The sequence below is a fragment of the Nocardia sp. CA-107356 genome (assembly GCF_050946365.1).
Classification (GTDB): domain Bacteria; phylum Actinomycetota; class Actinomycetes; order Mycobacteriales; family Mycobacteriaceae; genus Nocardia.
This window is the reverse complement of the sequence record NZ_CP191992.1, coordinates 9,357,118-9,372,925: the sequence shown is the minus strand read 5'-3', so window position 1 is coordinate 9,372,925 and position 15,808 is coordinate 9,357,118. Positions and strand designations below refer to the sequence as shown.

Here is a 15,808-nt window from a genome sequence, read left to right as displayed (position 1 = left end):
CTGCGTAGTGACGATGGGCGAGGTGAGGAAAGTTCCTATGGTTGGGGTGCCGGGACATCGGGTGCTTGAACAGGATCGGGCGCGGACAGAGTCGTATGCCGCGACCCGCGAGCAGTCGCTCGGGGGGATGTTCGCGTGACGCGCCCCACTCGCACTCGCCCGGTCCGGACCCGGCAGCCGCGGGTCACCACTCTGCCGCAGCTGATGGCCACCGCGGCCGAGGCGAATCCGGACGGTATCGCCGTCGTCTTCGCCGATGCCACCGCGACACTGGGTCAGCTCAGCTATGCCGAACTCGACGACCGCTCCACGCGGCTGGCCCGGTTGCTCATCGAACGCGGTGTCGGTCCGGAAGATCTGGTGGCCGTTGGTATTCCGCGGTCGCTGGAGTCGGTGGTCGCGGTGTGGGCGGTCGCGAAGACCGGTGCCGGATTCGTACCGGTCGATCCCAACTATCCGGCCGAGCGTGTCGCGCATATGGTGACCGATTCGGGTGCGGTGCTCGGCCTCGCCGTCGCCGAGGTGGCGCAGCGCCTGCCGGATCAGGTCGAGTGGCTCGTCATCGATACGCCCGAATTCGCGGTGCGTCTCGAGGATTACTCGGGCGAGGCGATCACCTATGTGGACCGGGTCCGCGCCGTGCGGGCGGAGCATCCGGCCTATGTCATCTACACCTCCGGGTCCACGGGTAAGCCGAAGGGCGTTGTCGTCACACAGGCCGGATTGTCGAGCTTCTGTGATGAACAGCGCGAGCGCTATCGCGTCACGAACCAGTCGCGCACACTGCATTTCGCGTCGCCGTCCTTCGACGCGTCGGTGCTCGAGCTGCTGCTCGCGCTCGGCGGTGCGGCCACCATGGTGGTGGTGGCGCCGAATATCTACGGCGGCGAGGAATTGGCGAGGCTGCTGCGCAGGGAACGGGTTACCCACGCGTTCATCACCCCGGCCGCGCTCGCCTCCGTCGATCCGACCGGGCTCGACGATTTCCGGGTCGTGGTCGCCGGTGGTGAGGCCTGCCCGCCGGATCTGGTGCGGCGCTGGGTATTGCCGATCGCAGGTGGTCACACCCGTGAGTTCTTCAACGGCTACGGGCCGACCGAGACCACGATCATGACCAATATCAGCGCGCCGCTGACACCCGGTGCGACGGTGACGATCGGCGGTCCGATCCGAGCCATCACCGAATATGTGCTCGACGATCGGCTGAATCGGGTGCCCAGCGGTGTGCTCGGCGAGCTGTACATTTCGGGTTCGCAGGTCGCGCGCGGCTATCATGATCGCCCCGCACTGACCGCGTCGCGTTTTGTGCCGAATCCGTTCGACCCCAGTGGTTCTCGGCTCTACGCCACCGGCGATCTGGTGCGCTGGACCGCCTCCGGCGAGATCGAATATCTGGGCCGCAACGACTTCCAGGTGAAGATCCGCGGTTTCCGCATCGAACTCGGCGAGATCGATGCGGTGCTCGGTGCGCACGACAGCGTGGACTTCGTCGTCACCATCGGGCACAAACTCGAGACCGGCGCAACGATTCTCGCGTCCTACGTCCACGCCGCGGGCACGGCGGTGGTCGATACCGACGAGCTGATCGCCTTCGCCGAACGCTCGTTGCCCGCGCATATGGTGCCGACCGCCATTACGGTGCTCGACACGATCCCGCTGACCCCGGTCGGCAAGCTGGACCGCCGCGCCCTGCCCGCCCCCGTGCTCGAGACCAAGCAGTACCGGGCGCCGGAGACCGAAATAGAACAGGCCATCGCCGAGGTGCTCGGCGAGGTGCTCGATATCGAGCGGATCGGTCTCGACGACGACTTCTTCGCACTCGGCGGCGACAGCATTACCTCCATTCAGGTGGTGTCGCGGGCCAGGGCGCGCGGTGTGATCTTCACGCCCAGAGACGTTTTCGAAGCGCGCACGGTGGCCGCCCTGGCACCATTGGCCACCTTTGGCGAACCGACCGAGGCCGGCGTACAGCTGGCGACGGGTCCGCTGGTCGAGCTGTCGCAGGCCGATACCGACCGCTTGGCCCGGGAATACCCGAAGCTGGCCGAGGTCTGGCCGTTGACGCCGCTGCAGTCGGGCATGCTGTTCCACGCGCAGCTGGCCGAATCGTCGGTCGATGCGTACATGACCCAGTTCATGGTCGATCTCGGCGGCGATGTCGACACCGAGCGGCTGCACGCCGCGGCTGTCGCCGTGGTGGGTCGGCATGTGAACCTGCGCGTTGCCTTCGCCGAGGACGCCGCCGGCAATCCCGTGCAGGTCGTGCTCGACGAAGTCGAAGTGCCCTGGCGCGCTATCGATCTCATCCATCTCGGGGCGACCGATGCCGCAGCCGAGGTGCGGCGGATCATGGCCGCGGATCTGGCCGACCACTTCGATATGCGCACCACGCCGCTGCTGCGGTTCACCTTGATCCGCTCGGCGGCGGACGCATATCACTTGCTGGTCACCAGTCATCACATCCTCATCGACGGCTGGTCGATGCCGCTGCTGACACAGGATCTGCTGACGCTGTATGTGCTCGGCGGCGATGCGACCGAGCTGCCGCGGGCCCGTTCCTACCGTGACTATCTGGCCTGGCTCGGCGCACAGGACCACAGCGCTGCGCGCGCGGCCTGGCGCGAGGTGCTGGCCGGTATCACCGAGCCGACGCCGCTGGCCTCGGTCGACCCGGCGCGCGAGATCTCCGCTGGCGTCGGCGAAGTCGAGTTCGAGCTGTCCGAAGACGACACCAAGGCGCTGAGCCGGTTGGCCGCCGACGCCGGGGTCACCGTCAATACCGTTATCCAGGCCGCCTGGGGTCTGCTCATCGGCCGCACTGTGGACCGCGACGATGTCGTCTTCGGTGCCACGGTCTCCGGGCGGCCGCCGCAGCTGGACGGCATCGAAACCATGGTCGGGTTGTTCCTCAACGCGATTCCGGTCCGCGTGCGGCTCGATGCCGACGACACCCTCGCCGGACTGCTGCGCCAACTGCAGTCCGAACAGGCGGCGCTGCTCGATCACCATTACGTCGGGCTGAGCGAAATCCAGGAAATCGTCGGCGTCGAAGGGCTTTTCGATTCGCTGGTGGTCTTCGAATCCTTCCCGGTCGACGGTAAGGCGCTCAGCGCGGCGGCGGGCGCGATCGATGGCATGAATATCACCGGCGCGGTCGCGGTGAACGGCACGCACTATCCGGTGACCGTTGTTGTCGTGCCCGATGTCAGCATGCACATCACCCTCAAGTACCTGCGCGATATCTATGACGAGACGGCGGCACAGGCACTGGCACAGCGCTTCTCGGCGCTGATCGGCCGGTTCGTCACCGATCCGCGCGCCAAGATCGCCGAAGTGGATGCGCTGACCGACCTCGACCGGGCCGTGCTCGACGCCGCCAATGCCACCGAAGTGGCCGAGCTGCTGGATGATTCGACGCTGCTGTCGCTGTTCGACGCGCAGGTCGCCCGCACGCCCGAGGCACCGGCGGTGATCTTCGGCGACACCACGCTCAGCTACGCCGAACTCGACACCCACTCGCGTGCGCTGGCCCAGGATCTGGTCGGTCGTGGCGTCGGCTCGGAATCGCCGGTGGCCGTGGCGATGCGACGCAGTATCGAGATGGTCGTCGCGATCTACGGTGTGCTGCGCGCGGGCGGTGCGTACGTGCCGATCGATCCCGACCATCCGGCCGAGCGCAGCGAATACGTGCTGTCCAGCGCGGCTCCGGTGTGTGTGCTGACCACGACCGCAACCGGCTTCGAATCCGAGACCGACGCACCGCTGGTCTACGTCGATGCCGATCGTTTCGAGCGACCTGCGAGCAGTCGCTACGGAGCGAACTCCGCCGATGCGTTGATCTTCGGGGATCTGCTGGCCGATACCGTCGCGGCGCCGCATCCGGACAATATCGCCTACGTCATCTACACCTCCGGTTCGACCGGTCGGCCCAAGGGCGTGGCGATCACCCATCGGCAGATGGCGAACCAATTCCGTTGGGCGCAGCGCACCTATCCGCACGGTCCCGGCGATGTGGTGCTGCACAAAACGCCGATCACCTTCGATATCTCGACGTGGGAACTGTTCTGGACCTTGCAGACCGGTGCCGCGGTGGTCATCGCCGAACCGGACGGGCATCGTGATCCCGCGTATCTGGCCCGGGTGATCGACGAATACGGCGTCAGCACGGTGCATTTCGTACCGTCGATGCTCGATGCGTTCCTCGATGGCGCACCAGCGGGGGAGACCGCGTTCCCGTCGTTGCGGCGGGTGTTCGCCGCCGGTGAGGCACTGTCCGCGGAGACCGCGACGCGCTTCACCGGCTTCGTGCCGGATGCGGACCTGTTCAACTGGTACGGGCCCGCCGAGGCCACCGTCGTCACCGCCTACCCGGCCGAAGCCAACGGGGGTGTTGCGATTCCGATCGGCACCTCGGTCGCCAACACGCGGGTGCATGTCCTGGACCGGCAGCTGCGGCCGGTGCCGGTCGGCGCGGTGGGCGAGTTGTATATCGCCGGTGTGCAGTTGGCGCGTGGCTATGTGAACGCGGCGGCGCTGACCGCCGAACGGTTCGTCGCGCACGCCGGTGGTGCGCGTCTGTACCGGACCGGCGATGTGGTGCGGTGGGTGCCCGGCCGCAGCGGCCATGCGCTGGAATATCTGGGCCGCAGCGACTTCCAGGTGAAGCTGCGCGGCCAGCGCGTCGAACTCGGTGAGATCGAGACGGTGCTGCTCGGACTGGACGCGGTGCAGCGTGCGGCGGTGACCCTGGTCAAGGGGAGCGCCGGCGATCGGCTGGTCGCCTATGTGGTGGCCGCGCCCGGTGCCCAGATCGACGACGATGCCCTGCTCGACCACGCGCGTGCCGCGCTGCCCTCGTACATGGTGCCGTCGGCCATTGTTCGGCTCGATGCCTTGCCGCTCAATGCCAGCGGCAAACTCGACCGTAAAGCGCTGCCCGTACCGGAGTTCATCGGGCGGCCCTATCGCGAACCGGCGACCCCGCTGGAACGCACCGTCGCCGAGGTGTTCGCCGACGTGCTCGACATCGAGCGTGCGGGCGCCGACGACGATTTCTTCGACCTCGGCGGCAACTCGCTCGTCGCCACCCGTGTGGTGGCCCGGCTCGGCACCGCGATCGGCAGCCGCGTGCCGGTGCGCGCCGTCTTCGAGGCGCCGACGGTGGCCGCGCTGGCGGCCGCGATCGCGCCGAGCGCGGGTCGGCGTCGCGAGGTGCCGCTGCTGGCCGGTCCACGGCCGGAACGGATTCCGCTGTCGCTGGCGCAACAGCGGATGTGGTTCCTGAACCAGTTCGACACCGAATCGGCGGTGAACAATCTGCCGGTCGCCGTGCGGCTCACCGGCGCACTGGATATCGCCGCATTGCAGCAGGCCGTCGCCGACCTGGTGGAGCGGCACGAAACCCTGCGCACCGTCTATCCGGCCGATCGGGACGGTATCGCGCACCAGGTGATCGTGCCCGCGGCGCAGGCGGTTCCGGATCTGACGCCGCAGCCCGTTGCGGCGGATGCGTTGCGCGCGAAGGTTGTCGAGATCATCGCGGCCGGATTCGATGTCACCGATCAGGTGCCGTTGCGCGGTGCGCTGTTGCAGGTCGTCGCGTCCGAGGGCCCGACGGATGAGTATGTGCTGGTCTTCGTGGCCCATCACATCAGCGCCGACGGCTGGTCGATGGGACCGATGACCCGCGATCTGATGCTGGCCTATGCCGCGCGTGCGGCCGGTGTGCTGCCCGCGTGGCAGCCGCTGCCGGTGCAGTACGCGGATTTCAGTCTCTGGCAACGGGAGGTGCTCGGTTCCGAGGACGATCCGCAGAGCCTGATTGCGGCGCAGACCGAGTTCTGGCGTACCGCACTGGCCGGACTGCCCGATGAGCTGAACCTGCCCGCCGATCGGCCCCGCCCGACGACGCAGTCGTTCGCCGGTGGCACCGTCGGCTTCACGGTCGACCCGCGGGTGCACCGCAGGCTGCAGGAGATCGGCCGCGAGCAGAACGCGACGATCTTCATGGTCGTGCACACCGCGCTCGCGGTGTTCCTGGCGCGCCTGTCGGGCACCGAGGATATTGCCGTCGGCACCCCGGTCGCCGGTCGTGGCGCGGCCGAATTGGACGATGTCATCGGCATGTTCGTCAATACCCTGGTGTTGCGGACCCCGGTGCGCGGCGGCGTGACCTTCGCCGAACTGCTTTCCGTGGTCAAGGATCGCGACCTGCAGGCCTTCGCGCACGCCGATATTCCGTTCGAGCGCCTGGTCGATCTGCTGAATCCGGAGCGGTCGACGGCGCGGCATCCACTGTTCCAGGTGGCGCTGTCCTTCCAGAACCTGCCGGACAACTCCTTCGAGCTGCCCGGATTGCGAATCGGTGCCGTCGATCTCGATATCGACACCGCGAAATTCGATCTGTCACTGGCGATTACCGAACTGGCGCAGACCGCTGAGACCAGCGGCGGTATGTATGCCGAGTTCTCCTTCGCGCGTGACCTGTTCGACGAATCCACCGTTCGGGTATTCGCGGACCGGTTCGTCCGCCTACTCGAGGTGATCACCACGCTGCCCGAGCTGCCGGTGGGTGATCTGCCGCTGCTCGCCGAATCCGAGGCGAAATTCCTGACTCGGGTGCATCCGGATCATGTGATGGCCGGTGGGTTGCTGCCCGATCTGCTGGTGCGCGGACTGCGCCGTGGCGCCGACCGCACGGCGATCCGCTACCAGGGTCGCTCGATCAGCTACCGCGAGCTCGATGCGTATTCGTCGCGGTTGGCCAGGGTGCTGATCGAACGTGGCGTCGGGCCGGAAAGCCTTGTCGCGGTTGCTTTGCCACGCTCCTACGAGATGGTCGCCGCCGTACTCTCGGTGTCCAAGGCCGGTGGCGCGCATGTGCCGGTCGATCCGAATTATCCGGTGGATCGGATGCGGCACATGCTGACCGATTCGGCCGCCGTCGTCGGACTGACGACTGCCGAATACCTCGGGCAGTTGCCCGACGATGTGGAATGGCTCGCACTGGATGACGCCGAGACGGATGCGTTGTGCGCCGGCCGATCCGCCGCACCGCTCAGCGATGCCGACCGGATCGCGCCACTGCGGCTGCATCATCCGGCATATGTCATCTACACCTCGGGTTCAACGGGTATGCCCAAGGGCGTCACCGTAACCCACGCGGGACTCGGTGGCCTGGTCGATCACGCGGTCGGTCTGTACCGGCTGGAGCCGAAACACCGCTTCCTGCACATCTGCTCGCCGAGCTTCGACCCGTCGGTGCTGGAATGGCTCGTGGCCCTTTCGGTCGGCGCTACCTGCGTCATCGTGCCGTCGAACGTGATCGGTGGACATGAACTCGGCGACCTGCTGCGCGTCGAGCAGGTGACGCACGCGATCATCACTCCGGCGGTGTTGGGTACGGTGGATCCGGCGGGGTTGGATCGGCTCGAAATGGTGTCGGTTGGTGGTGATGTCACCACGTCGGAGTTGTTGGGCAAGTGGCAGCCGGGTCGTCGGTACTACAACGGGTACGGCCCGACCGAGACCACGATCATCTCCTCCTACGGCACGCTGCAGGCGGGTAGGCCGATCACCATCGGCACCCCGGTGCACGGCATGTCGGCACTGGTATTGGATTCTCGGCTGCACCCGGTGGCCCCCGGCGTCGCGGGTGAGCTGTATCTGTCCGGTGGTGGACTCGCGCGCGGCTATCACCAGCGTCCCGGTCTGAGCGCGGAGCGCTTCGTGGCGAATCCGTGGGGTGAGCCGGGTGCGCGGATGTACCGCACCGGTGACGTGGTGCGCTGGTTCGCCGAACCCGACGTGCGGGCCGGCAATGCGGCGCTGCCGTCGGTGCCGTGGGTGCTCGACTACGTCGGGCGCTCGGACTTCCAGGTGAAAATCCGCGGCTACCGCATCGAACTCGGCGAGATCGACGCCGTCCTCGGCGGGCACGCCGATGTCGAGTTCGCGATCACCCTGGGCAAACAAACCGACGCTGGCGTCACGATTCTGGTGTCGTATGTGCTGCCGGTGCCCGGCCGGGTCGTCGAGCCGAGTGTGCTGACCGACCACGCGGCGCGCAGTCTGCCACCGCATATGGTGCCAGCGGCCGTTGTGGTGCTGGACGAGATCCCGCTGACCCCGGTCGGCAAACTCGATCGAAAAGCGTTGCCGGAACCGGTCTTCGAACAGGTCGCCTTCCGGGCGCCGAAGACCCATACCGAACAGATCGTGGCGAGCACCTTCGCCGCGGTGCTGCGCATCGGCACCGGCGCGGATGACAGCCGCTACCTCGGTCTGGACGACGACTTCTTCGCACTCGGCGGAAATTCGCTGCTGGCAACGCAACTGGTGGCGCGCCTCGGTGCGGCACTGAATACCCGCGTGCCTGTTCGGGTGCTCTTCGAGGCGTCCACGGTGGCCGAACTCGCGACCGAACTCGACAAGCTCGCGGGTACCGGCGGCCGCAAGGCATTGGCCGCGGGCGAACGGCCGGAACATATTCCGCTGTCGCTGGCCCAGCAGCGGATGTGGTTCCTGAACCGCTTCGATACCGACTCCTCGGCCTACAACATCCCGATCGCGGTACGGCTCACCGGCGCGCTCGATGTGGATGCGCTGCGGCAGGCGGTCGCCGATCTGGTCGAGCGGCACGAAATCCTGCGCACCATCTACCCGCAGACCGATGCGGGTCCGGTGCAGCTGATCCTGGCCTCGGCCGAGGCTGCGCCGAAACTCGAGATCCGCGAGGTGCTGGCCGATGAGCTCGAATCCGCTGTCGTCGAGCTGACCTCGACGATCTTCGATGTCACCAGCGAGGTGCCGGTCCGGGTCGCGCTGTTCGATATCGGTGGTGTGGCCGCTGGTGACTGCTCGCAGGTCGCTCGAGACAACGCCGCTGGTGACTGCTCGCAGGTCGCTCGAGACAACACAGCCGAGTATGTGCTGGCGATGGTGGTGCACCACATCTCCGGCGACGGTTCCTCGGTCGCCCCGCTGACCCGCGATCTGATGATGGCGTACGCGGCCCGTTCCGCGGGGGCCGCGCCCGGCTGGGCGCCGCTGACCGTGCAGTACGCGGACTACAGTGTCTGGCAGCGCGAGTTGCTCGGCAGCGAGGACGATCCGGAATCGCTGGCGGCCGAGCAGGTCGCCTATTGGCGCGATGCGCTGGCGGATCTGCCCGAACAGCTGGATCTGCCAGCGGACCGACCGCGTCCCGCGGTGCAGACCTTCGCGGGCGGCACCGCCGAGGTGCGCATCGATCCCGAAATCCACCGGGCGCTGATCGAATTGGCGCGCGCCGAAGGTGCGACGCTGTTCATGGTGGTGCACACCGCACTCGCCGTGCTGCTTTCGCGGTTGTCGGGCACCGATGACATCGCCATCGGCACACCGATGTCCGGTCGCGGTGAGGCCGCTCTCGACGATCTGATCGGCATGTTCGTCAACACCCTGGTGTTCCGTACCCGAGTCGACGCCGGTGCGGCGTTCACCGAACTGACGGCGCGTCAGCGGGAGGCCGATATCCAGGCGTTCGCGCATGCGGATATCCCGTTCGAGCGGCTGGTCGAAGTCCTCAACCCGGTTCGCTCGACCGCGCGGCATCCGCTGTTCCAGGTCGGGTTGTCGTTCCAGAATCTGGAGCAGTCCACCCTCGAGCTGTCCGGCCTCACCATCTCCGGTGTCGGCATAGATACTCAGGTGGCGCAGTTCGATCTGAACCTCAATGTCAGTGATGCCTACGACGAGCACGGCGTACCCGCCGGTATCGCGGGCCAATTCGTTTACGCGAAGGACCTTTTCGATCAGGCGACCGTCGACGGCTTCGCCGAGCGGTTCGTGCGCCTGCTCGGCGCGATCATCGCCGCCCCGCGTACCCCCGTCGGCGAACTCGACCTGCTTGCTCCGGCAGAGCGGGAGCGAATCCTGCTGGACTGGAACCGGACCGGCCATCCGGTCGCCCCCGAACTACTGCTGGACGGCTATCGCCGTGCGGTGGCCCAACATCCGGACGTTATCGCGGTCGCCTACGAAGGCACCGAGCTCACCTATCGGGAATTCGATCAGCGCGTCAACCGGCTGGCCCGACTGCTGATCGAGCAGGGTGTCGGCGCCGAATCCCTGGTCGGCCTCGCGATTCGGCGTTCGCTGGATCTGGTCGTCGGCATGTACGCCATCGTGACGGCCGGTGGCGCGTATGTGCCGCTCGACCCGGATCATCCGGCGGAGCGGATCGCGCACATTCTCGATACCGCCCGGCCGGCGGCCGTGCTGACGACCACCGCGGATGCCATCGCGGTGCCGGGTGATACGCCATTACTGCACCTGGACGCGTTGGAGCTGGACCGATTCGATGCGAACCCGGTGCGTGCCGACGAACTGCTGCGCCCGGTGCGCCCGGAGAATCCGGCCTACGTCATCTTCACCTCGGGCTCGACCGGACGCCCCAAGGGTGTCGCGATCTCGCATGCGGCCATTCACAACCAGACCACCTGGATGCTGGAGCAGTACCCGCTCGGCCTCGGCGATGTGTATCTGCAGAAGACCGCGACGACCTTCGACGTATCGCTGTGGGGCTATTTCATGCCGCTGCGCACCGGTGCGAAACTGGTCGTCGCCACCCACGACGGCCATCGCGATCCAGCCTATGTCGCGGAAACCATTGCCGCACAGGGCGTGACGGTTACCGACTTCGTCCCGTCGATGCTGACGGTCTTTGCCGCGCACACCCCGGCGGACTCCTGCCCGACGCTGCGCGACATCTTCGTGATCGGTGAGGCACTGCCGCCGGAGACGGTCGACGCGGTGCGCGCGATGTCCGACGCCAGGGTGCACAACCTCTACGGCCCCACCGAGGCCGCCGTCTCGGTGACCTACTGGGAGGCGCGCGGCACCGACCGCCCCGGCGTACCGATCGGCCTGCCGCAGTGGAATACCCAGGTGTACGTGCTGGATTCGCGGCTGCGGCCGGTGCCAGCGGGTGTCGCCGGTGAGCTGTACCTGGCCGGAGACCAGTTGGCGCGCGGTTATGTGTGCCGACCTGATCTGACCGCCGATCGGTTCGTGGCCGATCCATTCGGCGACGGCGCGCGCATGTATCGCACCGGCGACCTGGTCGTCTGGCGCGATACCGCGGCGGGCGGTGTACTCGACTACATCGGCCGCACCGACTTCCAGGTCAAATTCCGCGGCCAGCGCATCGAACTCGGCGAGATCGAAACCGCGCTGCTGGCCGAGGCTTCGGTGAGTCAATCCGTTGCCATGGTGCTGTCATCGGCGCTGGGTGACCAGCTGGTCGCATACGCCGTGCCCGCGCCCGGTCACGAGATCGATCAGGCCGAACTGCTCACCGCGATCGCGGAAACCCTTCCGGCGTATATGATTCCGGCCGCGATCGTGGCGCTCGACGGCTTCCCGTTGAACACCAGCGGCAAACTGGATCGCAAGGCGCTGCCGGAACCCACCTTCGCCAGCCGCGAATTCCGTGCTCCGGCCACGCCGGTCGAGGAGATCGTGGCGGGCATCTTCGCCGATGTCCTCGGCATGGATCGCGTCGGCGTCGACGACGACTTCTTCGCCCTCGGTGGCAACTCGCTGATCGCCACCCAGGTGGTGGCCAGACTGGGTGCCGCGATCGGCGGTCGGGTGCCGGTGCGTGCGCTGTTCGAGGCATCGACGGTCGGCGGACTCGCGATCAAGATCGAGCAGCACGCCGGATCCGGCGGTCGGCGGGCACTGACGGCCGGCCCACGCCCGGAACGGATTCCGCTGTCGATGGCGCAGCAGCGGATGTGGTTCCTCAACCAGCTCGATCCGTCGTCGGCGGTGAACAATATCCCGGCCGCGGTGCGCCTGACCGGTGCGCTGGACCTGGCCGCGCTCGAGCTGGCCGTGCTGGACCTGATCGAACGGCACGAGGCGCTGCGCACCGTCTACCCGCAGACCGATGACGGTCCGGTACAGCTGGTCGTGCCCGCCGAGCAGGCAGTGCCGGATCTGACGCCGGTGGCGGTGGGTGCGGCCGAGTTGCCCGCCCGGGTCATCGCGACGGCCTCGGCCGGATTCGATGTGACGACCGAAGTTCCGGTGCGGGCCGAGCTTTTCCGAGTCGAACCCACCGAACATGTGCTCGTGCTGGTGGCGCATCACATCAGCGCGGACGGCTGGTCCATGGGCCCGCTGACCCGCGATCTCATGATCGCCTACGCCGCCCGCTCGGCCGGTGCGAGTCCGGCCTGGGCGCCGCTGCCCGTGCAGTACGCCGATTTCAGCATCTGGCAGCGCGAGGTGCTCGGATCGGAAGCCGATCCGGACAGCGTGATCAGCGCACAGGCCGCTCACTGGCGAAACACGCTGGCTGGCATGCCGGACGAGCTGAATCTCCCCGCGGATCGACCGCGCCCGACGACGCAGACCTTCCGCGGCGGACGGGTCGTCTTCCCGATCGGCACCGAACTGCACCGCGGGCTGGGCGAGCTCGCCCGCGCCAATAGCGCGACCATGTTCATGGTCGTGCATACGGCGTTTGCTGTCCTATTGTCCCGTTTGTCCGGCACGGACGATATCGCCATCGGTACCCCGGTCGCCGGTCGCGGTGAGGCCGAACTCGACGATGTGATCGGCATGTTCGTCAACACCCTGGTGCTGCGTAGCGAGGTGTCCGGCGAGCTGAGTTTCGGTGCGCTGCTCGCCCAGACGAAGGATGCGGATCTGCAAGCCTTCGCGCACGCCGACATTCCGTTCGAGCGGTTGGTCGACCTGCTGAATCCGGTGCGCTCGACGGCACGGCATCCGCTGTTCCAGGTGATGCTGTCGTTCCAGAATCTGCCGGACAGTTCGTTCGAGCTGCCCGGATTGCGCATCGGCGCGGTCGATCTGGAGATCGATACCGCGAAATTCGATCTGTCACTGACCGTTCAAGAGGCCGCACCGGGCGCGGACGCGGGCATGGTTGCCGAATTGTCCTTCGCCAGGGATCTTTTCGACGACGCCACCGTGCAGCGCTTCGCGGACCGGTTCATCGGTCTGCTCGAGCAGTTCGTGGCCCGGCCGGATACGCCGGTGGGCGATATCGATCTGCTCAGCGACGCCGAACGGGCCGCGGTGCTCTGGCGGTGGAACGACACCGGCCGTGAGCTGGGCGCGGTCGGCACGCTGGTGGACGAATTCGCCAGGCAGGCGGCGGAAACGCCGTATGCGATCGCGGTCGTCGACCCGGCCACCGGAACCTCGTTGGCCCACCCGTCGCCCGACCAGCACCCCGCATCGAGTCGGTCCGCGACGCTGACGTATGCCGAATTCGGTGCCCGCGTGCACCGGTTGGCACGGCGATTGATCGAGGCCGGTGTCGGTCCGGAGAAACTTGTCGCGCTCGGTCTGCGGCGTTCGGTGGATCTGGTGGTCGCGGCGTACGCGGTGCACGAGGCCGGTGGCGGGTATGTGCCGCTCGACCTCGACCAGCCCGCGGAGCGGATCGGCTATGTGCTCGATTCGGCCGCACCGGTGTGCGTACTCACCACCGCCCGTGACGAATTCGACGGTGGTGTGCTGCCCACATTGACCCTCGATGAGCTGGACCTGTCCGGATACTCGGACGAGCCGGTCACCGATGCGGAGCGGATCGCACCGCTGCGGCCGAGTAACCCGGCGTACGTCATCTTCACCTCCGGTTCGACGGGTCGCCCGAAGGGTGTGGCGGTGCCGCATTCGGCGGTGGTGAACCAGATCCGTTGGATCACTGGCGAATACGGTATCGGTGTCGATGATGTGGTGTTGTTCAAGACTCCCGCCACGTTCGATGTGTCGGTGTGGGAGCTGTTCGGTCCGTTGAGCACGGGTGGCCGGATCGTGGTGGCGAGCCCGGATGGTCATCGTGATCCGCAGTACTTGGCGGAAGTCATTGCGGCCGAGCGGGTGACCATGACCTCGTTCGTGCCTTCGATGCTGACCGTCTTCGCCGGTGCGGTCGACGGCTCCGCACTGACATCGCTGCGCACGCTGCTGGTCGCCGGTGAGGCCTTCACCAGCGACACGGTGCAGGCCATCCGCAAGATCAGCTCGGCCGAGCTGTACAACCTCTATGGCCCAACCGAATTCGCCGTGCACGCGACCCACAGTCCGGTGGCCGCCGACATCCAGGGCGCGGTCCCGATCGGCCTGCCGGTATGGAATGCCCAGGCGTACGTCCTGGATTCCAGGCTGCACCCGGTGCCGTCGGGTGTGGCGGGTGAGTTGTACCTGGCCGGTGCGCAGTTGGCGCGCGGCTACGCCGGTCGCACCGACCTGACCTCGGATCGCTTCGTGGCCGATCCGTTCGGCGCTGCGGGCGCGCGCATGTACCGCACCGGTGACCTGGTCACCCGCAATGCCGACGGTTCGATCGTCTACCTCGGTCGTACCGACTTCCAGGTCAAGCTGCGTGGTCTGCGCATCGAGCTGGGCGAGGTCGAAACCGCGCTCACCGCGCATGATTCGGTGGCACAGGCAGTGGCGCTGGTGCGTGCGGATGCACGGACCGGCGATCAGCTGGTCGCCTACGTCGTGCCCGCGAACAGCGCAACGGTCGATGCCGAGGAGCTGCGAACCCAGCTGGCCGAGCACTTGCCGTCCTATGTGGTCCCCGCGGCCATTGTGGTGCTCGAGGTTATGCCGCTGAACCCCAACGGCAAGCTGGACCGGCGCGCACTGCCCGAACCCGTCTTCGCGGCGAGGGCATTCCGCGCACCATCGACCCCGCTCGAGGCCACCGTCGCCGATGTCTTCGCCGAGGTCATCGGCGTCGATCGAGTCGGCATCGACGACGACTTCTTCAGCCTCGGCGGCAATTCGCTGTTGGCCGCACAGGTCGTCAGCCGATTGCGCAAACTGACCGGTGCGCAGATCAAGGTCGCCTGGTTCTTCACCGAACCAACGGTTCTCGGCATTTCCGAGCAGATCACCGCGGTACTCGAAGCCGGACACGATTTCGAGTCCAGCTCCGGGGCCGCGCTCGGTGTGATCCTCCCGATCCGCGCCGCGGGCACCAGGGCACCACTGTTCTGTGTGCATCCGCTGGCCGGGCTGTCGTGGTCCTACGCCGGACTGGCTCGGGTGCTCCCGCCGGATCAGCCGATCCTCGGTATCCAGTCGCCCGCGCTCTCCGAGGACGACTACCAGCCGGACTCGGTGGCCGAGATCGTGCGCCGCTATGTGGCCGAGATCCGAGCGGTGCAGCCGCAGGGCCCGTACCGGGTGCTCGGCTGGTCGCTCGGCGGCAAATTGGCCCACGCGGTGGCGACCCAGCTGCAGGCCAACGGCGCACAGGTCGAGCTCTTGGCGATCCTCGACGCGTACCCCGGCGGCGACTTCACCGATTTCCGGACCCAGATCCGCCAGGCCTTCACCGAATTGGGGTTGGACGCGGCGGCACTGCCCGAAGCGGAGAATCTGCAGGAAATCGGCGACGAGGCGCTGGCCGCGCTACAGGCGATGGTCGTCGGCGCGGGCCTGGACGTGCTGACACCGGACCGGCTACGGCTGATCTACCGCACCGCGATGCGCACGGTCGAGTTGGAGTCGCAGTACCGGCCGCAGGTATTCGACGGGCGGCTCGAATTCTTCAGCGCGACGGGTGACGCCGAGGCGCGCAGTGGTCGCACACCTGCCGACTGGCAGCCTTTCGTTTCCGGTGAGATCATCGATCGCCCGATCGGGGCGACGCACGAGTTGATGACCTCTGCCGAAGCGTTGGACGAGATCGGTCCCAGGCTCGCTGAGCTGCTCGAAACCCCTGAGCGGCGGTGATCAGCCGGGAAACGCGGGTGGATCGTCGGCGTGAACA

1 protein-coding gene is annotated in these 15,808 nt (G+C 67.1%); it reads left to right on the top strand.

Annotation, left to right across the window (positions count from 1 at the left end; genetic code table 11):
- The first annotated feature begins 135 nt into the window (after nucleotides 1-135).
- Nucleotides 136-15,771, top strand: a complete 15,636-nt coding sequence (locus ACQP1G_RS42155; RefSeq protein ID WP_433195706.1) for an amino acid adenylation domain-containing protein — start codon at nucleotides 136-138, stop codon at nucleotides 15,769-15,771.
- The last annotated feature ends 37 nt before the right edge of the window (nucleotides 15,772-15,808 follow it).